This window comes from Phenylobacterium sp. (assembly GCF_035539035.1).
Classification (GTDB): domain Bacteria; phylum Pseudomonadota; class Alphaproteobacteria; order Caulobacterales; family Caulobacteraceae; genus Phenylobacterium.
The window spans coordinates 156,658-180,846 of record NZ_DATLJI010000010.1 but is presented as its reverse complement, the minus strand read 5'-3'; the positions used below and the strand labels follow the sequence as shown (position 1 = coordinate 180,846).

Sequence of the window (24,189 nt, the reverse complement as noted above, 5' to 3'; positions counted from 1 at the left end):
GCCATGGCAGGCTCTGCAGCCATGGAAGCCGCCGCCCAGGTCTATCCGCTCACGCCCGGCTTTGCGGCCGCGCCGGGCGTCGCGGCGCCGGATGCGCCGATGGCCGGCTTCGACCTGGACGCCTGGGTCGGCGGGGAGATCCGCCGCCGGCGCAAGGTCCGCGGCCTCTCCCAGTCGGCGCTGGCCGCCGCCATCGGGGTCACCTTCCAGCAGGTCCAGAAGTACGAGCGCGGCGCCAACCGGGTCTCGGCCTCTGCGCTGTGGAAGATCGCCCAGGCGCTGCGCTGCGAGCCGGGCGCCTTCTTCCCCGGCTATCCGGCGCTCGGCGGCGGGGCGGAGGCCGACGGGCTGGGGCCGGTGGGCCGGGCCTTCCTGGCCTCCGACGGCGGCCTGGCGCTGGCCCGCGCCTGGCTGGCGCTCACCCCCGACCGCCGCGCCGCCCTCCTCGCCGCCGCCCGGGCGCTCGCCCAGGCGCGACCCGTCTAGCAAGCCCTCCTCCTCGATGGAGGAGGGTTGGGTGGTGGTGCGGGCGCTGTGTCGAAGCGAAGGGCTCGGTGGGGCGCCGAGCCGAGAGTGCGTGACGCTTCACCCCCGTGCACCCACCACCATCCCTTCCCTTCCTCCTCGATGGAGGAAGGGGTGATCCCTGTCCGCCGACGCGGAGACCCGCTGGCCCTTCCCGCCGACCCGCGCTCTATTCGCGGCGCATGAAGACCCTGCTGATCGTCTGGCATTCCCGCACCGGCGGCTCGCGGCAGATGGCCGAGGCCGCCGCGGAGGGCGCCCGCGCCGAGGCGGGCGTGGCCGTGCGCCTGCTGCGCGCCGCCGACGCGCAGGCCGCGGACGTGCTGGCCGCCGACGGCTATGTCTTCGCCTGTCCGGAGAACCTCGCCTCGATGTCCGGCGAGATGAAGGAGTTCTTCGACCGCACCTATTACGACGTGCTGGACCGGGTGGCCGGGCGCCCCTACGCGCTCCTGGTCTGCGCGGGCTCCGACGGCCAGGGCGTGGTCCGCCAGCTGGGCCGCATCGCCGTCGGCTGGCGCCTGAAGCCCGCCGCCGAGCCGGTCGTGGTGATCACCCACGCCCAGGACGGTCCGGCCATCTGGGCTCCGAAGACCATCGCCGAGCCCGACCTCGTCCGCTGCCGCGACCTCGGCCAGGCGCTGGCCGCCGGCCTCGCCATGGGGATCTTCTGAGGGCCCGGCTCAGGGCTCGAACGGCAGGGGCGGGGGCTCGGGGCGGGTGAGGGTGAGGACGGGGCGCACCCCGGACCAGACGGCGATCTGGTGGACGTCGGGGGTCCGCTGCATCAGGGCGCCGGCGGTCTGCAGGGCGAGCTGGTCGGAGGCGAGCTCGTGGGCCTGGAAGCCCACCGGCTGGCCGTCCTCGCTCGAGCAGTAGAAGGCGTAGAGTACGTTTCCGGGCGGCATGGCGGACTTTCCCTGGCGGCGTCTTGCGGAATGGCGCAGCCCCGGCTCGGGTTGCACGCCGCGCGGCCGATCCGCCTGTGTTGCGCCTCCTGGTTTCTTGACTTTACGCCCCCCGGCCCCGCCGTTACCTCATCCCCGCCGCGGCCCGCCGCCCGCTACTCCGCAGAACCCTGCGCGGCGGCGGCCCGTTGGGCGATCGCCCGCCACCAGTCCGAGGAGTTGCCTTGAGCCCCGCCGAGATCCGGGCCCGCCGCCGCCGCCGCCGCTCGGCGATGCGGGCCTTCCTGAAGGGGGAGGCCTTCGCCGGCCTGGTCCTGATGGGCGCCGCGGCCCTGGGCCTCGTGGTGGCCAACAGCGCCCTGGCCGACGTCTATGTGGACACCCTGCACGCCTACCTCGGCCCCTTGAGCGTGCTGCACTGGATCAACGACGGCCTGATGGCCCTGTTCTTCCTGCTGGTCGGCCTGGAGGTGAAGCGCGAGCTTGTGGACGGTCAGCTCTCCACCTGGAGCCGTCGCGTCCTGCCGGGCCTGGCGGCGGTGGGCGGCATGGCCGCGCCGGCGGCGATCTATGTGGCGTTCAACTGGGGCAATCCGCAGACCCTGCACGGCTGGGCCGCGCCGGCCGCCACCGACATCGCCTTCACGCTCGGCGTGCTGGCCCTGCTGGGCAAGCGCGTGCCGGTCTCGCTGAAGATCTTCGTCACCGCCCTGGCCATCATCGACGACCTGGGCGCGGTGGCGATCATCGCCGTCTTCTACTCCGAGGGCCTGTCGCTCCCCTGGCTGGGCGGGGCGGCGGCGATCCTGGCGGCGCTCGTGGCGCTGAACCGCTTCAAGGTCATGGCGCTGTGGCCCTACCTGGCGCTGGGCGTCGGCCTGTGGGCCTGCGTCCTGCAGTCGGGGGTGCACGCCACCCTGGCCGGCGTGGCGCTCGCCTTCACCATCCCCCTGATCCCGGCGCCGGCCGCGCCCGACGACGCCAAGTCGCCGCTGCACCGGCTGGAGCACGGCCTCCACCCGCTGGTCGGCTTCGCCATCATCCCGCTGTTCGGCTTCGCCAACGCCGGCGTGCCGCTGATGGGCGCGGACATCCTGGCCCTGCTCATGACGCCGGTGGCGCTGGGCGTGGCGGGCGGCCTGTTCCTCGGCAAGCAGCTCGGGATCTTCGCCTTCACCTGGGCCACGGTGAAGCTGCGCCTCGCCGACTGCCCGGAGGACGCCACCTGGCTGCAGGTCTACGGCGTCAGCGTGCTCTGCGGCATCGGCTTCACCATGAGCCTGTTCATCGGCCTGCTGGCCTTCCCGGGCCAACCCGCCCTGCAGGACGAGGTGAAGCTCGGCGTGCTGGCCGGCTCGCTGGCCTCGGCCCTGCTGGGCGCGGCCGTGCTGGCCACCACCAGCCGCTCGATCACCGCCAAGCGCAACGCCGACACCCGGTTCAGCGACCTTCGACCCACACGTCGAGGGGCTGCTTCTCCTCGTGGCGGATGACGAACCACCAGCCGAGCGCGAACACGATCAGGGCGGTGACCGTCCCGCCGAGGAACCCGCCCGGCGTGGCGAACCAGACGGTCAGCCAGATGATGGTGACGGCGAGCAGCACCGAGCACCATCGCAGCAGCACGTTGAAGGCCTTGTAGGTGCGCTCGTGCGCGACGAGCTCGGGATCCTGCTGGAGATGACTGGCGGTATCCATTCGGAGCCTCCGAAAACGACCGGCATCAGGAGCGCCAGCATAACGCCGTTTCGCGATCGGCCCTAGCACTGGTCGCGCGCCGATTTCCGGCTAGGGTGCGCGCCATGCGCACCCTCGTCCTCGCCGGCCTCTGCGCCGCCTTCGCCGCCGTCGCCCACGCCCAGCCGATACCCGCCGAGCCGCCGCTCCTGCGCGACCTGCCCGCCCAGGTCAGCCCCGAGCGGATGCGGGCGGACATCGCCAGGATGGTCTCGTTCGGCACGCGCCACACGCTCTCGGAAACCAGGTCCGAGAAGCGCGGCATCGGCGCCGCGCGCCGCTGGGTCGCCTCGGAATTCCGGGAGATCTCGCAGGACTGCGGCGGCTGCCTCGTCATCGAGACGCCGTCCGCCGTCGTCACCGCCCCGCCGCGGGTGCCCAATCCCACCGAGATCATGGACGTGCTGGCCATCCAGCGCGGGACCACCGACCCCGGCCGGGTGGTGATCATCTCCGGCCACCTGGACAGCCGGGTCACCGACGTCATGGACTTCAAGTCGGACGCCCCCGGCGCCAACGACGACGCCTCGGGCGTGGCCGCGGTCATCGAGGCGGCCCGGGTGCTGTCGAAGCACAAGTTCCCGGCGACCATCGTCTACGCGGCGCTGTCGGGCGAGGAGCAGGGCCTGCACGGCGGCAAGATCCTGGCCGACTACGCCGCCGCCCAGGGCTGGCGCGTGGTCGCCGACCTGAACAACGACATCATCGGCAACACCGAGGGCATCGGCGGCAATCGCGACAACACCCACGTCCGGGTCTTCTCCGAGGGCACCAAGGCCGTGGAGACGCCGGAGGAGGCCAACCGCCGGCGCTACAACGGCGGCGAGGTGGACTCACCGTCGCGCCAGCTCGCCCGCTACCTCGACGGCCTGGCCGACCGCTACCTGGCGGGCCTCGACGTGGTCATGGTCTACCGCACCGACCGCTTCGGCCGCGGCGGCGACCAGGTGCGGATGCTGGAGGCCGGCTTCCCCGCCGTGCGCATCACCGAGGCGACCGAGCACTACCACCGCCAGCACCAGGACCTGCGCACCGAGAAGGGCATCAGGTACGGCGACACCATCGACGGGGTGGACTTCCCCTACCTCGCCAAGGTCACCCGGCTGAACGTCCTGGGCCTCGCCGCCCTCGCCGCCGCGCCCGCCCCGCCGAAGGACGTGGAGATCTCAGGCGCCGTCTCGGCCGACACCACGGTGAAATGGACCCCTGCCGCCGACGCCGTCGCCTACCGGGTGTGGTGGCGCGCCACCACCGATCCCACCTGGCGCTACAGCCGCACCGTGGCCCCCACCGGCGAGACCAGGCTCACGGGCGTCAACATCGACGACTGGTTCTTCGGCGTCAGCGCCGTGGGTCCCGACGGCCACGAGAGCCCCGTCGTCTATCCCGGCGCCCCCGGCCGCTGGGAACGCACCGCGCCGGCCCCGACGCCCGCGAACTGACGACCTGAGCTCCTCCCCGCAGGGCAGGGGAGGAGCGCCGCCGCCGCCTCCCGCGCAACCAGACCTTGGCCTGACGTGTTCTTCCCGCCGACGCCTCGGGGGACTTCAGAGGGACACATCAGCGCCTGACGGCGCGCAACCGCGGTTCGAACGACCATGCCTTCTTCCCGCACCACCCTCGCCCTGATGGCCTCGACGGGCCTCGCGCTGGGGCTTTCCGCCTGCAAGGTGGACAACCGTCCGCTGCTCGCCCGGGGCGAGCCGGCGCCGGCCTATGCCGCCGCGCCCGGCGCGGAGCTGACCGGCTATCCCTATGCGCTTGGCCCCCTGGATCCGGCCGAGGCCGCGCCGATCCACCCGGTCTCCGACGCCTACGACGGCTATGCGCTCGCCGAGCGGGCCTACGCCTACGACCGCGCCGCCTGGCAGGCGCCGCCGGACTACGGCTTCCGCTACGGCGAGGTCGAGCCCTGGGCCTGGCAGACCGCCGGCGACGAGCTGATGTTCGCCGAGCCGCTCGATGACGGCTACCGGTTCTACTACTACGAGCCCGGCGAGGATTACCCCTACTTCGTCCGCGACCCGCGCTACGGCTACGCCTACGGCGACGACGGGGCGCTCGCCGCCGTGTTCACCGCCGCCGGCGCGCTGCTGGGGAACGACCAGCTCTACCCGCTGGCCAATGTCGCCGGGGCCTATCTGAACCGCGGCCACGACCTGCGCCGGACCTACTACGCCGAGCCGCGGTACGCCCTGGTCTCCGACCCGGTCTGGTACGACCGCTGGGAGGACCGCGCCCCGGTGCTGCGCAGCGCCTGGGAGCCCTGGATGGCCGCGGCCGACCGGGTCGAGCCGTGGCGGGCCTACCGCGTCTCGAGCGGCCAGCGCGAGCTGCGCGCCTTCGAGGGCGAGCGCCTGCGCCGCGTGCGCGAGGCGGAGAAGGTCGAGCGCAAGTGGGCGAAGGCCGAGGACAAGGCCTGGCGCAAGGACCAGAAGGAGTGGCGCAAGGCGATCCGCGAGGACGACCGCGCCGCCCGGGTGGCCTACGGCCCCGCCCCGCGCTTCGAAGGCGACCGCCACGGCCGCGACGACCACCGCGGCCGCGGGCGCGGCCATGACGCGGGCCACAATGTCCGCGCGCCCGCCCCGGTGGCGGTGGCCGACAACCGCGACTGGCGTCCCCGCGGGGGCGACGACCGCGGCGGCGGCGGCTGGAAGCGCCAGGACGACCACGCCAAGGGCCACGACGGCGGCAAGGGCCGTGGCGGCGACCACGGCGGCGGAAACGGCAAGGGCGGCCACGGCAAGGGCGAGGGCCACGGCAAGGGCGGCAAGGGCGACTAGTCCTCCGCCGCCAGCCCGGGCGTCGGCGTGATCCGCACGCGCCGCGTCCGGCGGGCCGGCATGTCGTAGGGGCCCATCAGGAACATCCGGCCCCGGGCGTGGTCCAGCGCCACCCGGAACCGGCGCAGGATGCCCAGGCCCAGCAGGCCGTCGGGGATCGGCCCCTGCACGGCCGGGGCCAAGATCTGCACGTCCACGCCCTTGAACGGATGGCCGGCGAAGCGGACCTCGCTGGCCGCACCATCCGGTCCTGGCTGACTCCGCCCAGCGTCACCGAGCGGCCGCTGCGCACCTCGCGGCCGGCCAGCAGGCCCGCCTGCGTCGCCGCCTTCTCCGACAGCGCCAGCGCCCCCGTCGCCCCGGTGTCGACCATGACGTCGATGGGGGCCGCGGCCTCCACCCTCACCTCGGCCATCAGGGCCGCGGCCGCGCCGGCCCGCACCGTCGCCGCGCGCCAGTCCGCCTCCGGCGCCCAGGAGCTCGTGCGCCAGAAGGCGGCCCGCGCCCGGGGGAAGTCGATGTCGGCCACCACGGCCCTGAGCAGGTCGCGGCCCAGCAGCATGGAGAACGGCCGCCGCGTCAGCCGCGACAGCGGATGCAGGTCGAGCGTCGCGGCCCTCAGGCCCGTCAGCCGCATGGCGCCCAGGTCCAGGTCCAGCCGCACCGAGCGGGTGACGCTCGGCTGGCCGCTCACCCCGAAGGCCAGCATCGGGACCGGCGAGGCCTGCGGCAGGGCGAGCTCGGTGGCCAGGCCGGTGTCGATCGCCGAGTACTGGGCGCCGGAATCCAGCACCGCGCGGATCTCCCGCCCGCCCACCCGCGCCGCCAGCTCCACGAGGCCGCCGGGCTCGGGCAGGGCCATCCAGCCGGTGGTCTCCGCCCCGCCCGCGAACACGACCTCCGGCGCCGGCCAGGCCAGCCCCTCGCGCAGCAGCCAGACCCCGGCCCCGCCGGCCGCCAGCAGGCCGAGCTGGGTGAGGAGCGTCCGTCGGTTCAAAGCGCCGCGATGAGGAGGAGGCCCAGCAGGGCCGCGGCGCCCACCCCGGCCGCGGCGGCCAGGGTCAGCCCCTTCTGGCCGCCCAGCCGGGCGTCCGGCTGCAGCTGCGGCGTGGCGGCGTTCTTCGTCGCGCTGGACGGCCGGCCGGCCCGCTCCTCCGCCCGCGTGGCGTGCACCGTCTCCGGCGAGGGCGGCGTGCCGGCCGCCTCGTCGTCGGTGCCCAGCGGCGAGGCCGCCGGGTCGAAGCCCGCCACCTTGTCGCCGGTGCGGCCGCTCTGGATGTCGTCGCGCAGCTGCGCGGTGGTGGAGCCGCGCCGCTCGGGCGCGCCGCTGTCGGGATGGGTCATGGTCTTTTCCGCTGAAGCTCCCCTCTAGAACACCTCAACCGCCGGGTGGGTCCCTCCCGGCCGTCCGCCGCCCGCGCCGCCTGGCCGCCCCCGGATTGTCAGGTAATCGGCGGTGTCGTCAGGTCGTCACAAAACATTCACGGAGAATAATTGCGCATCTAACCATTGATTAGTCTTGTCGGGTCAAATGTTCGCGCCGCTCAACCGCAGGCTGCTCATGACGCTGCTCCTGGACATCGCGCCCTTCATTCCGCCCGTCGGTCCGGACGTCACCGGCGCCTACATCTACCGGCGGTTCGAGGTGGAGCCGGACACCATGGCCATCGCCGTCGTCGACGAGGCCGGGCGGCCGGTCGGCATCATCGAGCGCAACGCCTTCCTGGTCCGCATGGCCGCCCAGTACGGCCACGCCCTGTGGTCGAAGCGGCCGGTCTCGGCCTGGATGAAGACCGACCCGGTGATCGCCGACGGCGACGTCACCGTGGCCGAGTTCTGCGGCCGGGTGATGGAGGAGAGTCCGTCGGAGCTGCTGCACGGCTTCATCGTCACCTGCGGCGGGCGCTACGCCGGGGTGGGCTCGATGCTGGCCCTGCTGCAGGCCTCGGCCGCCCAGACCGCGCGCCTCGCCGAGGCCGCCGAGGCCTCCAGCCGCCGGGCCAACGAGGCGCTCGCCGCCCGCGGCCGCTTCCTGGCGGTGATGAGCCACGAGATCCGCACCCCGCTCAACGGCGTGCTGGCGGTGGCCGAGATCGTGCGGCGCAAGACCCGCGAGCCGGAGCTCGTCCCCTTCCTCGACACCATCGTCGATTCCGGCGGGGTGCTGCTGCGGCTGCTGAACGACGCGCTGGACCTCTCCCGCGCCGAGCAGTCCGGCCTGGAGCTGGACGAGGAGCCCCTGTCGGCCGCGCGGCTGCTGGACGACGTGGCCGACCTCTGGTCGCCGCAGGCCGAGCTCAGCGGCCTGGCGCTGCGCGTCGCCTACGACGGCCCGGCCGAGGCCTGGGTGCTCGGCGACCGCGTGCGCCTGCGCCAGGTGCTCAACAATCTGGTCGGCAACGCCATGAAGTTCGCGTCCCGGACGGTGGACGTGCGCCTGTCCGTGGGGCCCGCGGACGGCGGCTGCCTGCGGCTCGCCGCCGAGGTGGCCGACGACGGCCCCGGCGTGCCGGCCGACCGCATGGAGACCATCTTCCAGCCGTTCCAGCAGACCGAGGAGGGCGTCCGCCGCGGCGGGGCGGGCCTCGGCCTAGCGGTCTGCCAGCAGATCGTGGAGCGGATGGGCGGCCACATCCGGGTCCGCAACCGGTCCGCGGGCGGCGCCGCCTTCAGCTTCGAGGCGCATCTCTTCGAGGTGCCCGCGCCGGCCGAGTCCGCCTCCCACGCCGGGGACACGGGCGGCGGCCAGCGCCTGCACGTGCTGATCGCCGACGACAACGCCACCAACCGCCTGGTGGCCCGCAGCCTCGTGGAGATGTTCGGCTGCACCAGCGAGGAGGTGGCCGACGGCGCCGCCGCCGTGGAGGCCACCCGCGGCGGCCGGTTCGACCTCGTGCTGATGGACATCAACATGCCGGTGATGAACGGCGTCGAGGCCACCCGCCAGATCCGCGCCGGCGCCAGTCCGGGCTCCCAGGCGCCGATCCTGGCGCTCACCGCCAACGCCGACCCGGCCGACGCGAGCTTCTACCGCGCCAGCGGCATGAACGGGGTGGTGGAGAAGCCGATCAAGCCCGAGCGCCTGCTGGCGGCGATCAACGCCGTCTTCGAGCTGCCGCAGGCCGAGCCGGTGGCGGTCTCCGCCTAGCTCCTCAACGACCGCGCCAGGATCTCCAGGGTCAGGCGCGCCGCCTGCCGGGTCTCGTCCTGCTCGCCGCGCTCGAAGGCCGTCAGTCCCGCCTCGAACAGCTGGTCGAGGTCCTCGTCCGTCAGCACCCCCTTGCGCCGGAGGGTGGACAGCGTGCCCACGATCAGCGCGTGCAGCGCCTGCAGCATGCCCGCCCGCTCGGCCTCGGCCGAAATGGGGTTGTCGTTGTCCATGGGGGCCTTGCTCCGTGTGCGCCTGTCATCTCCAGTTCACCCGCGAAAGGCCAGGAGTCCAGCCGGAGCCGTTGGAACCCGAGGTTTGTCATTGTGTTGAACGCGGTCATGCGAACGAGAAAGAACGCCGGAACCGCCCGGCTGCTGGCCCGCGTGGCCCTGGGCGGGTGGGTGGCCTTTTCCGCCCTGAACGCCCAGGCCGCCGACTTCCGCGACGTCGCCGCCGCCTTCGGCAACACCGTGCTGGCCACCTATCCGGACGGCAAGCACCAGCGCATCTGGCTCAATCCGGACGGCAGCTACGAGGCCGTCGGCCGCCGCGGCAAGCCCTCCTCCGGCAAGTGGAGCCTGAAGGGCGAGAAGGTCTGCCTGAAGCAGTCGAAGCCCTTCCCGGCGCCGATTTCCTACTGCACCCACTTCCCCGACCAGGGCGACGTCGGCGTCACCTGGACCGGCAAGGACATCTCCGGCGTCCCCATCCAGCTCCGCCTCATCAAGGGCATCCAGAAGCCCCTCAACGGCGCCGGCAGCTGAGCAGGCCTCCTCTCCCCCGAGCCGCAGGCCCGGGGGGAGAGGAGGGGAGCCTACAGCCCCGTCTCGACCGTGCCGGCCGCCGCCGCGATGCGCCGGTCGGCCGGGACCTCGCGGCTGGCGCTCCAGTGCTCGGCCACCGCCCGGCTCACCGCCTGCATGAAGGCGAGCCTGGCCCCCACCGGCTTGCTGGTCCGGCGCATCATCACCGCCACCGCATAGGTCCGCCCGTCGGGCGCGGTGATCAGGCCCACGTCGTTGATGCCGACCGAGGCGCCGCGCCAGTCCTGGCCGGTGCCGGTCTTGTGGCCCAGCGCGAAGCCGGCCGGCAGGCCGGCCTTCAGCCGCCGCGGGCCCGTGCGGGTGTCGTGCAGCAGGTCCACCAGCACCTCGGTGGAGCCGGGCGACAGCAGCTCGCCCTTCTTCAGCGCCGCCAGCGCATGCGCGATCGCCACGGGCGAGGCGCCGTCCGCCGGATTGGCCAGATAGGCGTCCATGGCCGCGTCGCGCACCGTGTCGGGCAGGGCCGCGCGGGCGTGCTGGAAGTTCCAGTCGATCCCGTACTCCGGCCGCCAGCTCATGCCGGCGATCATCGCCTGCAGGTCGCGCTCGTAGGCCCCGACCCGCAGGTCGCCCAGGCCCTTGTCGGCGAGGATGGTGGTGACGGCGTCGGCCCCGCCCAGCTCGCGCATCAGCTTGTCGTTGGCCGAGTTGTCGCTCTCGGTGATCGCCCAGCGCAGCAGCTCGGCGATGCTGATCGGGATGCCGGCGTTGCGGATCCGGCGCCCCAGCGGCTGGTAGAAGACGCTGCGGTCGTCGGGCCCCAGCAGCACCATCTTGTCGAGCGTCGTGGTCCCGCGGTCCACCGCCTCGAGCGTCGCCACCGCCACCCACAGTTTCGACACGCTCTGCTGCGGATAGAGGCCTTCGCCGTCCACCTGGGCCGTCCAGCCCGCCTCGATGTCGGCGACGGCGATGCCCACGTCCTCGCCATAGGCCTCCGCGAGGGCCTCCAGCCGCGACTGCAGCCCTTGCGGCGGCGGGGGCGGGGCGGGCTCGAACTCGACGGCGATGCGGCGCGCGGCGGTCAGGGCCACCTCCGGCGCGCTCTGCTGCACGCTCGCCCAGCCGCCCGCGGCCGCCGCGGCGGCGATCAGCAGGCCGGCGGCGGCCAGCGCCCGGGGTCTGGCCCGCACCCGGGCCGCAAGCTTGCGAAACATCGGCCTCATCAGGGCTTAAACGCGCGGCGCCGTCAAACGTGGCCGTGGTCACGGTCACGCTATTCCCTCCACCTCCTCTCCCCCCGGCCTGCGGCTCGGGGGAGAGGAAGATCAGTGCGCGTGCCCGTGGTCGTGCGCGGCGCCCGGCCCGCGGACCTCCAGCGTCACATGACTCAGCCCCGCCAGGCCCTTCAGCCGGTCGCGGTAGGCCTCGGCCGGCTGCGGGTGCTCGGCGGCGACCACCGCGATCACCGCGTGGTGGCCGGGCCCCAGGCGCCAGAGGTGCAGGTCCACCACCTCCTCGCCCTCCGCCGACAGCCGCGCGCGCACCTCGGCGGTCAGGATGGGGGAGGGGTTGATGTCCAGCAGCGGCTTGCCGGCCTTGCGCAGCAGGACGAAGGCGAACTGGGCCACCAGCCCGGCGGCGATCAGGCCGGCGAGGGGATCGAGGAACGCCAGCCCCAGCCGTTCTCCGGCCAGGATCGCGGCCACCGCGAACACCGACACCGCCGCGTCGGCGGAGAGGTGCAGGTGGACGGCCGAGAGGTTCAGGTCGCCGTCGGTGTCGTGGCGGGCGGCGTGCGAATGGGTGGGCCTGAGCAGCCAGATGCAGACCAGGGTCACCGCCAGGCCGCCCAGGGCGATCGGCAGGGCGCCGTGGTAGTCCACCGCCTGCGGGTCCAGCACCCGCCCGACGCTCTCCACCAGGATCAGCACCGCGGTGATCGCCAGCACCACGGCGTTGGCGAACCCCGCGAGGTAGCCCACCTTGCCGGTGCCGAAGGCGAAGGCCCGGTCCTCGGCGTGGCGCCGGGCGAAGGCGTAGGCGCCGGCCGCCACCAGCAGGGCGGCCACATGGGCGGCCATGTGCAGGCCAGCGGCCGTGAGCGCCATGGACCGGGTCACCACGCCTCCGGCCAGCAGGGCCACCAGCGTCACCGCGCAGATGCCCGTGACGATCCAGGTCCGGCGCTCGTTGCGGCGATGGTCCGCGCCCAGGTAGGTGCGGTCCTCGCGGAACGCGTCCAGCGCGTCGGGCAGGGCGTCGGGGGCCCGCGGGGGATCGGCGGCGGTCATCAGGTGTTACGATATAACACCGCGGTTTCAGAACGCCACTTCATAAGCGCGCGCCGCGTCGCTACATGGCGGGTCATGACCGACAAGACCCCCGTGACCGTGCTGACCGGCTACCTCGGCGCCGGCAAGACCACCCTGCTCAACCGCATCCTCTCGGAGGAGCACGGCAAGAAGTACGCCGTGATCGTCAACGAGTTCGGCGAGGTGGGCATCGACAACGACCTGATCGTCGGCGCCGACGAAGAGGTCTTCGAGATGAACAACGGCTGCGTCTGCTGCACCGTGCGCGGCGACCTGATCCGGGTGGTCCAGGGGCTGATGAAGCGGAAGGGCGGCTTCGACGCCATCATCGTCGAGACGACGGGCCTCGCCGATCCCGGCCCGGTGGCCCAGACCTTCTTCGTGGACGACGACGTCCGCGCCAAGACCCAGCTCGACAGCGTGACCACGGTGGTCGACGCCAAGCACCTGCCGCTGCGCCTGAAGGACTCCAAGGAGGCGGCCGAGCAGATCGCCTTCGCCGACCAGATCATCCTCAACAAGACCGACCTGGTCTCCGAGGCCGAGCTGGTCGAGGTGGAGCGCGCCATCCGCACGCTCAACCCGCTGGCCCCGATCCACCGGGCGCAGCGCTCCAACGTGCCGCTGGAGCAGGTGCTGGGCCGCGGGTCCTTCGACCTGACGCGGATCACCGAGCTGGAGCCGGACTTCCTGAACCCCGGCCACGGCGAGCCGGGCCACGTGCACGACGAGCACTGCGGCCACGATCACCACCACCACGACCACGACGGGCACGACCATCACCACGGCCACGATCACGATCATGACCATGGCCACGGCCACATCCACGACCACGTGGCCGAGAGCGGCATCCGCGGGATCTCCCTGACCAGCGACCGGCCGCTGAACGGGAACAAGGTCACGGCCTGGCTGAACAACGTGCTGCAGACGCAGGGGCCCGACATCCTGCGCGCCAAGGGCATCCTCGACATCGCCGGCGACGACCGCCGCCTGGTCTTCCAGGCCGTGCACATGATCCTCGAAGGCGACTTCCAGCGCCCCTGGCGCGACGGCGAGCCCCGCTACTCCCGGCTGGTCTTCATCGGCCGCAACCTCGACGAGGCGGCGCTGAAGGCCGGCTTCGAAAGCACCGTGGCCTAGCGCTCCTCTCCCCCGACACGAAGTGCGGGGGGAGAGGGTAGGGAGAGGGGCGGCTCCGCCGCTCCACTCTGCCTACATCTGTCCGAGGGCCCTCGTTTCGAACGTCGACGCAACCCAGCCGGCCCCTCTCCCTACCCTCTCCCCTCCCACTGCGTGTGGGGGGAGAGGAGGCGGCCGCGGAAAAAGGAGGGGCCGGCCGACGGGTCGGTGACGGACGGCCCCCCAACTCCCGGAGGCGGAGTCTTTCAGAGCGCTTCGCTCACCAGGGCCACGCGTTCGTAGCCATCGGCCTTCAGGGTGTTCATCACGGTCATGAAGTCGCCGTAGCGCACGCCCCTGTCGGCGCGGATGTAGATCCGCTCGGCGTGGGGATGGGCGCTGGCGAGCGTGCGGGCGAGGTCCGCGGGCAGGGCCCCCAGCGTGGTCGGCGTGTCGCCGATGTAGAGCCCGCCGTCCTGCTGCAGGCTGACATAGGTCGGCGGCAGGGTGGGCGCGGGCGAAGCGGCCGCCTGCGGCAGGTCCACCTTCACCGAGACGGTGGCGGCTGGGATCGCCACCATGAAGATGATCAGCAGGACCAGCATCACGTCGACGAAGGGCGTGACGTTGATCTCGGCGTTCTGGGGAATGGCGAAGGCGCCTCCCGGGGCGCTCAGGCGTGCGGCCATGGCGTGGTCCTCCTGAGCGGAAGGAGACCGCCGAACTGCGAACTACGCAAGTAAAATATTACAGGCGTACATTGTAAGTCGACGCCCACGAAAAAGCCCCGCCCGGTGTCCCGGACGGGGCTCTCGAAACCTTTGGCCGAAGAGCTAGATCTCTTCGTTGATCAGGGCGACCTGGTAGAAGCCGTTGCCCTGCAGGGTGTTCATCACCGCCATGAAGTCGCCGTAGCGGACCGTCCGGTCGGCGCGGATGTAGACCCGCTGCTCGGTCGGGGCCGTGGTCGGGTCCTCCACGCGGAGCACCGCGGCCAGGTCCGACGGCAGGCCGTCGAGGCTGGTCGGGCGGTCGGCGATGTAGAGGGCGCCGCCCTGCTGGATGTTCACCAGCACCGGCTCCTTCACGACCGTGCCCGGGGGCGGCGGGATCGCCGGCGGCAGGTCGAGCTTGATCGACACTGTCGCGGCCGGGATCGACACCATGAAGATGATGAGGAGCACCAGCATCACGTCCACGAAGGGCGTGACGTTGATGTCGCTGTTCTGGCCGAGGTCGAAACGGCTGCCGCCCCCACCGCCCAGCTTTGCGCCCATGCGTATTATCCTTCCCTGGGGCGCGTCTTGGCGCCCGTCTTAGAGTCCGGTGACCTTTGGCAAGGCGTTATCGGATTGTAAAGCCCGAAGCGGAGAACCGCGTTCACCGCGCGGGATGGGCCTTCCGCGCGGGCTCCGGGCGCTCTAGGTGAGGGCGCCATGAGCATCTACGCCTTCGACGCCTACGTCACCGCCGCCCTGTTCGACAAGGCCGGCCGCGCCGTCTTCGCCCTGGGCGACGGCGCGGTGCGGTTCGGGGACGGGGCGACCGTCCAGGCCCACGACGGCGCGGCCCTGTGCGCGGCGGTCCACCCGTCGGGGGTGGGCCTGGTCACCGGCGGCGACGACGGCCGGCTGGTCTGGTCGACGCCGGAGGGCGCCGAGGAGTTGGCCAAGGTCCCCGGCCGCTGGATCGAGTCCGTCGCCGCCAGCGCCGAGTCGAAGCTCGTCGCCTTCGCCGCCGGCCGCGAGCTGCACGTGCGCGACGTCGCCGACCCGGCCTTCGCCCGCGCCTTCCAGCACGAGAAGTCGGTCTCGGCGCTCGCCTTCGACCCGAAGGGCCGCCGCATCGCCTGCGCCACCTACGGCGGCGCCTGGCTGTGGTACGCCCGCATCGCCGACCAGAAGCCCACGGTGCTGAAGTGGGCCGGCAGCCACGTGGCCTGCGCCTTCTCGCCGGACGGCAAGTTCCTGATCTCGTCCATGCAGGACAACCAGCTCCACGGCTGGCGCGTCGCCGACGAGAAGAACATGCGCATGGGCGGCTACCCGGCCAAGGTGAAGAGCCTGTCCTTCCTGGCCAGGGGCGCGCTGATGGCCACCTCCGGCGCCAACGGCGTGGTGGTCTGGCCGTTCGCCGGCTCCACCGGGCCGATGGGCAAGCAGGCGGCGGAAGTCGGCTACGAGGAGAGCGCGCTCTCCACCGTCGTCGCCGGCCAGCCCTCCGGCCAGTGGGTCGCCTGGGGCCTGGACGACGGCCGGGTGAAGGCCTGCGACCTCGCCGGCCAGAAGGTCGTGAACCTCAAGGCGGAGAAGGGCTCGCCCATCACCGCGCTCGCCATCACGCCCGACGCCAAGCGCGTCGCCTGGGGCGACGAGGACGGAAACGCCGGGGTGGCGGAGGTCGTCTAGCGCCCGCGCGCCGCGCTCCACAGCAGCCACAGGCCGAAGAACACCAGCCCCTGGCCCAGCGCCGAGAGCAGGCCGGTGAGCGCCAGGCCCAGCTGGAACATCAACCGCTCCAGCGCCGGGTCGGTGCTGTTGGTCATGTAGACCAGGGCGGTGAGGAGGAGGGAGCCGGCAAGCGCCAGGACCACGCCCAGCGCCGCCCGGGCCGGATTGGGATGCTCGGACATGCCCTTCTCCTATCACTGCCGCCTGACGCCGCCTTGATCCCGCGCAAGGTGGGGCCGGCGGGCCCGCCCGTGCGTTTGGCGAAGATGCAGCCTTGCCCGCGGTCGCGCCAGACCGGCCTAATCCCCCGCCCGCCGTCCGCCCGGGCGCCGGCCTGACCGTGGGCGAGGCGATCCATCCCCACGGCGTGAGCTTCGCGGAGGCCGCCCGGACCTGGGCGCGGATCGCCGCGCTCAGCTTCGGCGGTCCCGCGGGCCAGATCGCCATGATGCATCGCATCCTGGTCGACGAGAAACGCTGGATCGGCGAGCGCCGGTTCCTGCACGCGCTCAACTACTGCATGCTGCTGCCGGGGCCCGAGGCCCAGCAGCTGGCCATCTACATCGGCTGGCTGATGCACGGCCTGGCCGGCGGCGTGGTCGCCGGGGTGCTGTTCGTCCTGCCGGGCTTCCTGGCGATCATGGGCCTGAGCGTCCTCTACGCCCTGTTCGGCGGCCTGACCGTGGTGGCGGCCCTGTTCTTCGGCCTCAAGGCCGCCGTGCTGGCGATCGTCGTCCAGGCGGTGATCCGGGTCGGCCGGCGGGCGATCCGCAACCCGGCCATGCTGGCCGTGGCCGCCGCCGCCTTCGTCGCCATCTTCGCCTTCGACGCCCCGTTCCCGCTGATCATCCTGGCCGCCGCGGCGATCGGGTTCGCCGGCGCGCGCGCGGGCCTGGCCGCCTTCTCGGCCGGCGGCGGCCATGCGGCGGGCGGCGGCCCGGCCCTGGCCGACGCCGACAGCCTGCTGGGGGAGGAGACGCCGGCCCACGCCCGCCCCGGCTGGCGCTGGTCGGTAAGGGTCTCGGCGGTCCTGCTCGCCCTGTGGCTGGGCCCCGTGGCGGTCCTGCTCCTGTGGCTGGGCCCGGGCCACGTGTTCAGCGACATCGCCGTCTTCTTCTCCAAGATGGCGGTGGTCACCTTCGGCGGCGCCTATGCGGTGCTGGCCTACGTCGCCCAGGAGGCGGTGGGGACCTACGGCTGGCTCGCTCCCGGCGAGATGCTGGACGGCCTGGGCCTGGCCGAGACCACGCCCGGCCCGCTGATCATCGTCACCCAGTTCGTGGGTTTCATGGGCGCCTTCCGCGATCCCGGCCAACTCACGCCGCTCGCCGCCGGCGTGCTCGGCGGGGCGCTGACCACCTGGGTCACCTTCACCCCCTGCTTCCTGTGGATCTTCCTGGGCGCGCCGTTCGTGGAGCGCCTGCGCGACGCCCGCGCCCTCAACGGCGCGCTCGCCGCCATCACCGCCGCCGTCGTGGGGGTGATCCTCAACCTCGCCATCTGGTTCGGCCTGCACGTCTGGTTCGGCCGGGTGGCGGAGACCCGGCTGGGCCCCGTCCGGCTGGACGTCCCGGAGCTGGCCACCCTCGACCCCGCCGCCGTGCTGATCAGCGTGGCCGCCGCCTTCGCCCTGTTCCGCACGAAGCTCGGCGTGATCCCCGTGCTGGCGATCAGCGCGGCCCTGGGCGTCGCCTGGCGCCTGCTGGCGGGCTAGTCGAATCCCTGCAGCTCGCCCCAGGTCTCGAACGGGTCGCGGGCGGCCTTGAGCGTGTTGATCGGGTGGTCCGCGTCCCGGTAGCCCAGCGCCATGCCGGAGAACACCATGTGGTCGTCCGGCAGGCCCACCTGCTCGGCCACGGTCTTCGGATAGCGCGCCCAGTATTCCTGGGCGCAGGTGTCCAGCCCGCGCTCGGTCGCCAGCAGCATCACCGTCTGCATGTACATGCCGAGGTCCGCCCACTGCGGGGGCCCCAGCTTGCGGTCCAGGCAGAAGAAGATCCCGACCGGCGCCCCGAAGAGCTCGCCGTTCCTGGCCAGCTGCCGCAGCCTGGCCGGCTTGTCCTCGCGCGGGATGCCGATGGTCGCGTAGAGGTCCTCGCCGTTCTGGAACCGGCGCGTGCGGAACGGGTCCCACAGGTTCGGCGGATAGACGTCGTACTCCGGCTCCTCGCCGAACGGGTTGGCCGCCACCTTGGCCTTCAGCTCGTCCAGGGCCGCGCCGGCCAGCGCATAGACCCGCCAGGGCTGCAGGTTGCCGCCGCTCGGCGCCTTCGCCGCCCGCTCGAGGATCTCGCGCACCACCGCGCCGGGCACCGGATCGGGCCGGAACGCCCGCACCGACATGCGCTTCTCCACGGCCTGCGAGACGTTCATGGCTTCCTTAACCCGGCTTGACGAGGATCGTCGGGCCCGTCTCCTAGCACAGGCTCCGCAACGTCATGGCAAGGACGAGACCCCGTTGAGACGCCTCCTGAGCGCCGTCCTGATCCTCGTCCTCGTGGTCGGCTGGATCGGCCCCGTGCTGACCGTCGCCCTCTACCGGGTCGTGCCCCCGCCGATCACCTTCCTGATGGTCCAGCGGGTGGTCGAGGGCCGCGGCTTCTCCCGCACCTGGGTCCCGCTGGAGGACATCTCGCCCACCCTCGTGCGCGCCGTCATCGCCGCCGAGGACGCCCGCTTCTGCCGCCACATGGGCTTCGACCTCGAGGCCATCGAGAAGGCCATCGAGTACAACGCCCGGGGCAAGAAGGTCCGCGGCGGCTCCACCATCAGCCAGCAGACCGCCAAGAACGTCTTCCTCTGGCCGCGCCGCGACTGGGTCCGCAAGGGCCTGGAGACCTACTTCACCGTCCTGATCGAGCTCGGCTGGGGCAAGCGGCGGATCATGGAGGTCTATCTGAACTCCATCGAGTGGGGCCCCGGCGTCTACGGCGCGGAGGCCGCCGCGCGGAAGAACTTCGGCGTCTCGGCCAAGGACCTCACCCCCGCCCAGGCCGCCCGCCTCGCCGCCATCGTGCCCAAGCCGCTCTCCTGGCGCGCGGCCAGGCCCGGCCCCTACGTCCAGCGCCGCTCCGGCGCCATCAACCGCAACGCCCGCGCCGTCCGCCGCGAGGGCCTCACCGACTGCGTGCTCTAGCGCGCCTCAGTCCTGCTCGTAGATGATCAGGCCGAGGCCCCAGCGCCGCGCGCTGGCCATGGCGGTGGCGAAGTCCGCCGGCACCGCGGCCTCGTCGGTGACCTCGCCGGCCCTGAGCGCCTGGACGTCCGTCCACGCCCGCTCGGCCAGCGCCGCCAGGGCCGCGGCCTGCGCCCCCGCCTCGTCCTGCGCCTGCACGAAGGCCAGCACGGTCAGCCGCGTCGGATCCCCCGGCTCGTAGCCCTCCAGCGTCACCACGAAGATCGCCAATCCGTCCGTCTCCGCGCCGGTTTCCACTGAAGGTTGATCCAGGTCAAAGCTCAACCGTGGCCCTTACCCTCCGTTAACGATCGGAGGGACGCCCGATGAGAACATTTTCCTGCTTCACGCACGACAGCCGCCACCAAACGCCGACCCTGGCCTTCGTGTTCGCCGCCGACGACGCAAAGGCCCGCGAACTCGCCCGCCGCGAGCTGCTGGACACCCCCGGCGGCGTCGAGGTGGAGATCGTCGAGGACGGCCGCACCCTGGCGGTCCTGCGCCTCAACGCCTAGAGCCGGCGCCGGTCCTCGCGGCCCAGCACCGACGCCACGCTGACGCACAGCAGCACCTGGCCGGCGAAGTAGAGGCTCCAGACGCCGAAGCCGACCCACGCCTGGCCGGCCAGCGGTCCGATGCGCGCGAAGATCAGCAGGTCGGAGACCACGAACATCAGCGCGCCGGCCGCCGTCAGGCGCCGCGGGAAGCGGCTCAGCCAGGCCGCCCCGGCCATCAGCGCCCCGCCCGCCGCATAGACGCCGATGCCGACGGCCGCCGCCCGGTCGTCCGGCAGGGCCCAGGCCGCCGCCGCCACCGCCGGGACCAGCAGCCCGGCGAACGCCCAGTCGCCGGGCCTCAGCCCCGTCCGCCGGTTCTTCAGGTAGAGCCACACCGCCAGCAGGTGCCCGGCCAGGAAGGCCACGCCCCCGGCGGTCATGTCCTCCCCGTCCAGCAGCACGTCGCCGAGGAACCCCAGCCCCATCACCGCGGTCAGCAGCCAGCCGTCGAAGCTCCGCGCCCGGAGCGCCGCATAGACGGTGAGGAAGCCCACCCCCGTGCCCTTCCAGGCGATCGACCAGGCCCTGGGCAGGTCCATCTCCCACGAGGCCACATAGCTCACCCCGCCCACCAGGGCCGCCCCGAGCGCCCACGCCGCCAGCCTGCGCCGGTCCATCGCCTTCCTCCCCCGAAGATCCGTTTGCGCGCTCTATAGCAGAGCTTCCGCCGCGCGCGCCGCCCGCCGCGCGCCGCCTGCGCGCGCCTCACCCCTCCGTCTCCACCGCCGCGTCGGGGTCGTCCATGGACAGCACCGGCCGCCCGCGCGCCCGCTGGGCGTAGGCCCTGGCCTCCCCCTCGCTCACCGGCTTGCGCCACGGGCCGTACACCGCCCTGACCGGCAGGCCGCTCTCCGGGTCGGGGCAGGTCGCCACCACCCGCTGCGCCCCGTCCTCGCGCACCTGCAGGCTGAACGCGCGCACCGCCATGTCCATCCGCGGCCGGGGCATGTCCGGCTCCACCGTCCGGGTCCGGAACCGCTGCGGCCACAGCGTCCCCACCATCCAGCGCAGGTGCTCCAGCGTCACCTTCGCGGCGAAGGCGGTCTTCGGCGTCACCGCCCGCGCCCGGTCCCAGCCCTCGTCGCACAGCCGCTCGGCCTGCACCTCGCGCGCCGCCCGCAGCATCTCGGCGAACTCGGAATACCCCCGCCGCCAGCGGTGCACCGTCGACAGCGACGGCAGCGCCGGGTCGGCGCAGATGGCGCTCAGCGTCTGGCCCTCGCCCAGCCGCTCGCAGATCTCCACCGCCGCCACGGGATCGTAGCCGGCCAGCTGCCGCGCCCGCCCGCTGGTCTCCCCCGCCCGCCGGGCCGCCGCCAGGCTGGCGGCGAACCGGGCGTTGGCCCGGGTCCAGCGCCACAGGCTCCCCCGGTGCGGCATCCCCGCCTCCTCGCAGATCGCCGACAGGCTCTCCCCCGCCGCCACCCGGGCGCAGATCCTGCGCCCCAGCCGGGCGGAATAGGCTTTCGGCGCACGCCTGCGCCCCGCCGCCGGCGCGCAGGCCGGCGGACGCGTCTCGTCGTCCATGGGGGAAGTCCTCGGGGGAAGTCTTGGGGGGGGAAGTTCTTGCGGATGTCGGGAAAGGCGCTGGCGGCGAGGGCGCCCGCACCTCCGGGCGCGGCCCGGCCGCAAGCCGACACGCTGCCGAAATCCTCCCGCAATCCCCGCGCAAAGTCAAGAACAAACGCAGAACAGTTCCGCGCCGGCCCGCCCCCGCGCGTCCGACGAAAGCCGCACCCCCGCCGCCGATCCGCTTGCGCGGACGGGAACTCCGCCGGCCTCGCCCGGTTGGCGGCTGGATCGGACGAGGAGGAGGTCGGACGTGTCTCCTGCGGATCGTCAACGCCTTCGCGTGTCCGGCGCGGAGCTCGCCTATGTCACCGCGGGCGAGCCGTCCAAGCCGGCGGCGCTGCTCCTGCACGGCTTTCCCGGCTCGGCGGACTATTTCCGCCACCTCGCGCCCGAGCTGTCGAAGGCCGCCTACCTGATCGCGCCGGACCTGCCCGGGTTCGGCGCGTCGGATGTCCTGCCGGCGCCCTCGTTCGCGGCCTTCGCCCGGGCGGTCGCGGAGCTCCTGGACCGGCTCGCGGTCGGGCCGCGCTACATCTACCTCCACGATTTCGGCGCGCCCGTGGGGTTCGACATCGCCATGCAGGCGCCCGACCAGGTGCTGGGCCTGATCGTCCAGAACGCCAACGCCCACCGCGCCGGGCTCGGGCCGCCGTGGGACCCGGTGATCGACTACTGGACGCATCCGAACCCGGACAACGAGGCGGCCGCCACCGCGCACCTGACGTTCGAGGGCGTGCGCAACGGCTACCTGGGCGGGATGCCGCCCGACGTGGCGGCGCGGATCCCCGCCGCCGAGACCTGGGAGGCGGACTGGCGGGTGATGCAGGCGCCCGGCCGGATGGAGACCCAGCGGGCGCTCGTCAGGGACTACGGGAACCACGTGGCCCGCTTCGCGGAGATCGCCGGATACCTCGCCCGCTGGCAGCCGCCCGCCCTGATGGTGTGGGCGCGCCACGACCCCTTCTTCGATCTCGCGGAAGTCCTGTCGTGGATGCAGGCGCTGCCCCGGATGGAAGCCCACGTTCTCGACGCCGGCCACAAGCTGCTCGAGACCCACGCCGCCGAGGCCTCGTCCCTCATGCTCGACTTCATCCGCCGCACCCAGGCCGCCGCGCGCCCCTCAAGGTGAGGCGCCGCCTCGCCCCGCCCACGGGCCCTTCCAGGGCCTGCGCAGAACCTGCGTCTGTGGCGCTACTGGCAGATCGCCGCGCAGTTCGTCCGCGGGGGCATCAGGGGGGCGCCGGTCGCGCACACCTGGGTGTCCGTCCCGCCCTGGGTTCCCCATTCCTGGGGGTTCTGGGGCCGGCAGCCGCCCACGTCGAGCGGCGTCAGCATCAGTTCGTCGGTGCCGTACCGGCAGACGAGCGGCCCGCCCGACGGGATCAGCCCGTTCGTCAGCGTCACCCTCGCCGGCGGGCGCCGGGCGATCACGCCCCACGACGGGGGCGCGGCCCCGCTGACGTCCAGCGTGGTAGGGCAGGCCACGACCTTGCCCGCGCTCGCCCCCGGGCCAGGCGGGCGGCCGGGGCCGGGCTGGCCGCTGGCCACCGGCGCCAGCGCCATCCAGAGCACGGCGCCCAGCCCTGCGCCCGCCATCAGCTTCGACCTCATTCCATCCCTCCCCCGAGAACGTGCATCCGTCCTCTGATCTACAGCACAGCTCCCCGGAGTCACGCCGCGCATCGCATCTCCTCCCCCGCGTCATCCCGGAAGCCGCGCAGCGGCTATCCGGGACCCATCAACGCCGCGCTCGCCGAAGACCCTCCACCGCCGCCCCCCCGCCAAGGCGCGGCGCTCATGGATCCCGGTCTTCGGCCCCGCCGAAACCGGGATGACACCGGAGGAGAGGCGAGGGGGCCGCGCATTCTCCCCCCGGAGAATGCCACCCGCCCTTAACGCCCATGGTCAGATGCGAGCCTGCGGGCTCCGGTCAGTCAAGGACCGGGCCTGCGGCCCGGCCGCCCCGCGGCGGCCCTCCGGGCCGTCCTTGAGAGACCGGATCCCGCAGGCATCCTCGCCGCCATGGACCTTAAGCGCCAGAGCGCGCCGCTGCGCTCCTCTCCCACGCCGCAGGCGGTGGGAGAGGCTGGGTGAGGGCGGCTCCGCGCCGGACGCCCCGCCGACGTTGGACCCGCGCGCACCGAACCCACCGGAGCGCGCCGCCACCCTCCTGCGCCGCCCTCACCAACCTCTCCCTCCCGAGCTCCGCTCGGCGGGAGAGGAGCAGGCTAGCCCACCCCCTCCGCTCATCCCGGCGAAAGCCGGGACCCAAGCTGAGTCTCCGAGTTGACGAGGTCAGAATAGGGACCAACCGACAGGCGCTCGGCCGAACTGGTTCGCCGAAGGATCTCCCCGCTTGGTCCCCACCCACAATGAAAAAGCGGCCAGAGCCAGCAGGGCGAAAATCGCTGCCGGACCGTAGACCGCAGTGGGCGGCCTCAACATGGCGAGGCCGATCAGCAGCATTAGCGTCGCCGTCACCGCTCCGACGGCCCAAAGCCCCCGCCGACCCAGGTCGTGCAGTCGTGCTGCGTGGAGAAGCAGCCACGGAGCGACGAAACCTCCGTTCAATAGCCAAGCATAGCTCGACCCCAGGAGCGCCAGGGCGGCGGCCAAGATGCCGAGACCGATCCAAAACCAGCGTCGGTTGAGGCGCAGCTTTAGGATTCTGCTGACCAAAGCGGAGGCGGGCGAAGTCCCGTGCGGCTCAGGTTCGACCACTGCTCACTTCCTCCCCCTGAGCGCATTCTCCCCCGGAGAATGCCACTCGCCCTTAAGCCCCATGGTCAGATGCGAGCCTGCGGGCTCCGGTCAGTCAAGGACCGGGCCTCCGGCCCGGCCGCGGAGCGGCGGCCCTACGGGCCGTCCTTGAGAGACCGGATCCCGCAGGCATCCTCGCCGCCATGGACCTTAAGCGCGACCCCGCGCCCCAGCTCCTCCCCCGTTCACGCGGGAGGGGGACCGCCCCCGGGTCGGGCGTAGCCCGCCCGAGGATGAACTCCGCGGTCGAGGGGGCGCTGCCGCCACCCCAACCTCCTCTCCCAGCCGCGGAGCGGCGTGGGAGAGGCCGGGTGAGGGCGGCTCGGCGCTCGCCTCAACCCCGACCTTGGACCCGCGCCCACCCGATCCC

Annotated in this window: 28 protein-coding genes; 13 read left to right on the top strand and 15 right to left on the bottom strand. The window is 72.8% G+C overall.

Annotated elements, in window-relative coordinates:
- Nucleotides 1–3 precede the first annotated feature (3 nt).
- Together VM685_RS04040 and VM685_RS04035 are read left to right on the top strand one after the other, a co-directional pair.
- Nucleotides 4–486, top strand: a complete 483-nt coding sequence (locus tag VM685_RS04040) for a helix-turn-helix transcriptional regulator (protein WP_325458831.1) — start codon at nt 4–6, stop codon at nt 484–486.
- A gap of 221 nt (nt 487–707) precedes the next feature.
- Complete coding sequence (locus VM685_RS04035; protein WP_325458830.1) at nt 708–1,199, top strand: flavodoxin family protein; 492 nt, start codon at nt 708–710, stop codon at nt 1,197–1,199.
- Nucleotides 1,200–1,208: 9 nt separating this feature from the next.
- Here VM685_RS04035 and VM685_RS04030 read toward each other — a convergent pair whose 3' ends face one another.
- A complete protein-coding gene (locus VM685_RS04030) occupies nt 1,209–1,433 on the bottom strand; it encodes a hypothetical protein (RefSeq protein ID WP_325458829.1) in 225 nt (74 codons plus the stop codon).
- Between the two features lie 224 nt (nt 1,434–1,657).
- On the opposite strand from VM685_RS04030, the gene nhaA reads away from it, so the two are divergent.
- Complete coding sequence (gene nhaA / locus VM685_RS04025) at nt 1,658–2,926, top strand: Na+/H+ antiporter NhaA (protein WP_325458828.1); 1,269 nt, start codon at nt 1,658–1,660, stop codon at nt 2,924–2,926.
- Here the strand turns inward: nhaA and VM685_RS04020 are convergent.
- Nucleotides 2,874–3,131: an aa3-type cytochrome c oxidase subunit IV gene (locus VM685_RS04020; RefSeq protein WP_325458827.1), complete on the bottom strand. Its 258-nt coding sequence runs from the start codon at nt 3,129–3,131 to the stop codon at nt 2,874–2,876. The genes nhaA and VM685_RS04020 overlap by 53 nt on opposite strands.
- A 104-nt stretch (nt 3,132–3,235) precedes the next feature.
- Between VM685_RS04020 and VM685_RS04015 the strand changes: the two genes are divergently transcribed.
- Nucleotides 3,236–4,612 (top strand): M20/M25/M40 family metallo-hydrolase, encoded by a 1,377-nt coding sequence (locus tag VM685_RS04015; RefSeq protein ID WP_325458826.1) that lies wholly within the window; start codon nt 3,236–3,238, stop codon nt 4,610–4,612.
- Between the two features lie 156 nt (nt 4,613–4,768).
- The gene (locus VM685_RS04010) at nt 4,769–5,956 is read left to right on the top strand and encodes a hypothetical protein (protein ID WP_325458825.1); all 1,188 of its coding nucleotides are present in this window, start codon (nt 4,769–4,771) and stop codon (nt 5,954–5,956) included.
- Between the two features lie 76 nt (nt 5,957–6,032).
- Here the strand turns inward: VM685_RS04010 and VM685_RS04005 are convergent, their stop codons facing one another.
- Together VM685_RS04005 and VM685_RS04000 are read right to left on the bottom strand one after the other, a co-directional pair.
- On the bottom strand, nt 6,033–6,953 hold the full coding sequence (locus VM685_RS04005; RefSeq protein ID WP_325458824.1) for an aspartyl protease family protein: 921 nt from the start codon (nt 6,951–6,953) through the stop codon (nt 6,033–6,035).
- Entirely contained in the window at nt 6,950–7,300 is a 351-nt protein-coding gene (locus tag VM685_RS04000) for a hypothetical protein (protein ID WP_325458823.1), read from the bottom strand. The genes VM685_RS04005 and VM685_RS04000 overlap by 4 nt, the downstream gene beginning before the upstream one ends.
- Nucleotides 7,301–7,487: 187 nt before the next feature.
- On the opposite strand from VM685_RS04000, the gene VM685_RS03995 reads away from it, so the two are divergent.
- Nucleotides 7,488–9,104, top strand: coding sequence for an ATP-binding protein (locus VM685_RS03995; protein WP_325458822.1), 1,617 nt, complete (start codon nt 7,488–7,490; stop codon nt 9,102–9,104).
- Here VM685_RS03995 and VM685_RS03990 read toward each other — a convergent pair.
- Nucleotides 9,101–9,337, bottom strand: coding sequence for a hypothetical protein (locus tag VM685_RS03990; protein WP_325458821.1), 237 nt, complete (start codon nt 9,335–9,337; stop codon nt 9,101–9,103). The genes VM685_RS03995 and VM685_RS03990 overlap by 4 nt on opposite strands.
- Before the next feature lie 108 nt (nt 9,338–9,445).
- On the opposite strand from VM685_RS03990, the gene VM685_RS03985 reads away from it, so the two are divergent.
- The gene (locus VM685_RS03985) at nt 9,446–9,871 is read left to right on the top strand and encodes a hypothetical protein (protein WP_325458820.1); all 426 of its coding nucleotides are present in this window, start codon (nt 9,446–9,448) and stop codon (nt 9,869–9,871) included.
- A 50-nt stretch (nt 9,872–9,921) separates the two neighbouring features.
- Here VM685_RS03985 and VM685_RS03980 read toward each other — a convergent pair whose 3' ends face one another.
- Together VM685_RS03980 and dmeF are read right to left on the bottom strand one after the other, a co-directional pair.
- Entirely contained in the window at nt 9,922–11,088 is a 1,167-nt protein-coding gene (locus tag VM685_RS03980; protein ID WP_325458819.1) for a serine hydrolase, read from the bottom strand.
- Nucleotides 11,089–11,199: 111 nt separating this feature from the next.
- Complete coding sequence (gene dmeF, locus VM685_RS03975; protein WP_325458818.1) at nt 11,200–12,165, bottom strand: CDF family Co(II)/Ni(II) efflux transporter DmeF; 966 nt, start codon at nt 12,163–12,165, stop codon at nt 11,200–11,202.
- A gap of 75 nt (nt 12,166–12,240) precedes the next feature.
- On the opposite strand from dmeF, the gene VM685_RS03970 reads away from it, so the two are divergent.
- On the top strand, nt 12,241–13,326 hold the full coding sequence (locus VM685_RS03970; RefSeq protein ID WP_325458817.1) for a GTP-binding protein: 1,086 nt from the start codon (nt 12,241–12,243) through the stop codon (nt 13,324–13,326).
- A 245-nt stretch (nt 13,327–13,571) separates the two neighbouring features.
- Here VM685_RS03970 and VM685_RS03965 read toward each other — a convergent pair whose 3' ends face one another.
- Nucleotides 13,572–13,994 carry a biopolymer transporter ExbD gene (locus VM685_RS03965; protein WP_325458816.1) on the bottom strand — a complete coding sequence of 141 codons (423 nt, stop codon included), beginning with the start codon at nt 13,992–13,994 and terminating at the stop codon, nt 13,572–13,574.
- Nucleotides 13,995–14,138: 144 nt separating this feature from the next.
- Nucleotides 14,139–14,582, bottom strand: coding sequence for a biopolymer transporter ExbD (locus VM685_RS03960; RefSeq protein WP_325458815.1), 444 nt, complete (start codon nt 14,580–14,582; stop codon nt 14,139–14,141).
- 159 nt (nt 14,583–14,741) lie between these two features.
- Between VM685_RS03960 and VM685_RS03955 the strand changes: the two genes are divergently transcribed.
- On the top strand, nt 14,742–15,713 hold the full coding sequence (locus VM685_RS03955; RefSeq protein WP_325458814.1) for a WD40 repeat domain-containing protein: 972 nt from the start codon (nt 14,742–14,744) through the stop codon (nt 15,711–15,713).
- Here VM685_RS03955 and VM685_RS03950 read toward each other — a convergent pair.
- The gene (locus VM685_RS03950) at nt 15,710–15,937 is read right to left on the bottom strand and encodes a hypothetical protein (protein WP_325458813.1); all 228 of its coding nucleotides are present in this window, start codon (nt 15,935–15,937) and stop codon (nt 15,710–15,712) included. The genes VM685_RS03955 and VM685_RS03950 overlap by 4 nt on opposite strands.
- A gap of 152 nt (nt 15,938–16,089) precedes the next feature.
- Here VM685_RS03950 and chrA point away from each other — a divergent pair, with 152 nt between their 5' ends.
- Nucleotides 16,090–17,469, top strand: coding sequence for a chromate efflux transporter (gene chrA / locus VM685_RS03945; RefSeq protein ID WP_349255570.1), 1,380 nt, complete (start codon nt 16,090–16,092; stop codon nt 17,467–17,469).
- Here chrA and VM685_RS03940 read toward each other — a convergent pair.
- A complete protein-coding gene (locus VM685_RS03940) occupies nt 17,466–18,128 on the bottom strand; it encodes a nitroreductase (protein ID WP_325458811.1) in 663 nt (220 codons plus the stop codon). The two genes, chrA and VM685_RS03940, sit on opposite strands and share 4 nt — an antisense overlap.
- An 85-nt stretch (nt 18,129–18,213) precedes the next feature.
- Between VM685_RS03940 and mtgA the strand changes: the two genes are divergently transcribed.
- Entirely contained in the window at nt 18,214–18,891 is a 678-nt protein-coding gene (gene mtgA, locus VM685_RS03935; RefSeq protein ID WP_325458810.1) for a monofunctional biosynthetic peptidoglycan transglycosylase, read from the top strand.
- 6 nt (nt 18,892–18,897) lie between these two features.
- Here mtgA and VM685_RS03930 read toward each other — a convergent pair whose 3' ends face one another.
- A complete protein-coding gene (locus VM685_RS03930; protein WP_325458809.1) occupies nt 18,898–19,161 on the bottom strand; it encodes a hypothetical protein in 264 nt (87 codons plus the stop codon).
- Between the two features lie 95 nt (nt 19,162–19,256).
- On the opposite strand from VM685_RS03930, the gene VM685_RS03925 reads away from it, so the two are divergent.
- Nucleotides 19,257–19,445 carry a hypothetical protein gene (locus VM685_RS03925; protein WP_325458808.1) on the top strand — a complete coding sequence of 63 codons (189 nt, stop codon included), beginning with the start codon at nt 19,257–19,259 and terminating at the stop codon, nt 19,443–19,445.
- Here the strand turns inward: VM685_RS03925 and VM685_RS03920 are convergent.
- Together VM685_RS03920 and VM685_RS03915 are read right to left on the bottom strand one after the other, a co-directional pair.
- Nucleotides 19,442–20,104 (bottom strand): lysoplasmalogenase family protein, encoded by a 663-nt coding sequence (locus VM685_RS03920; RefSeq protein ID WP_325458807.1) that lies wholly within the window; start codon nt 20,102–20,104, stop codon nt 19,442–19,444. The genes VM685_RS03925 and VM685_RS03920 overlap by 4 nt on opposite strands.
- An 88-nt stretch (nt 20,105–20,192) precedes the next feature.
- Complete coding sequence (locus VM685_RS03915; protein ID WP_325458806.1) at nt 20,193–21,014, bottom strand: hypothetical protein; 822 nt, start codon at nt 21,012–21,014, stop codon at nt 20,193–20,195.
- Between the two features lie 325 nt (nt 21,015–21,339).
- Here VM685_RS03915 and VM685_RS03910 point away from each other — a divergent pair, with 325 nt between their 5' ends.
- On the top strand, nt 21,340–22,188 hold the full coding sequence (locus tag VM685_RS03910) for an alpha/beta hydrolase (RefSeq protein WP_325458805.1): 849 nt from the start codon (nt 21,340–21,342) through the stop codon (nt 22,186–22,188).
- 62 nt (nt 22,189–22,250) lie between these two features.
- On the opposite strand, the gene VM685_RS03905 is transcribed toward VM685_RS03910, so the two are convergent.
- Nucleotides 22,251–22,670, bottom strand: coding sequence for a hypothetical protein (locus VM685_RS03905; protein WP_325458804.1), 420 nt, complete (start codon nt 22,668–22,670; stop codon nt 22,251–22,253).
- Nucleotides 22,671–24,189 lie beyond the last annotated feature (1,519 nt).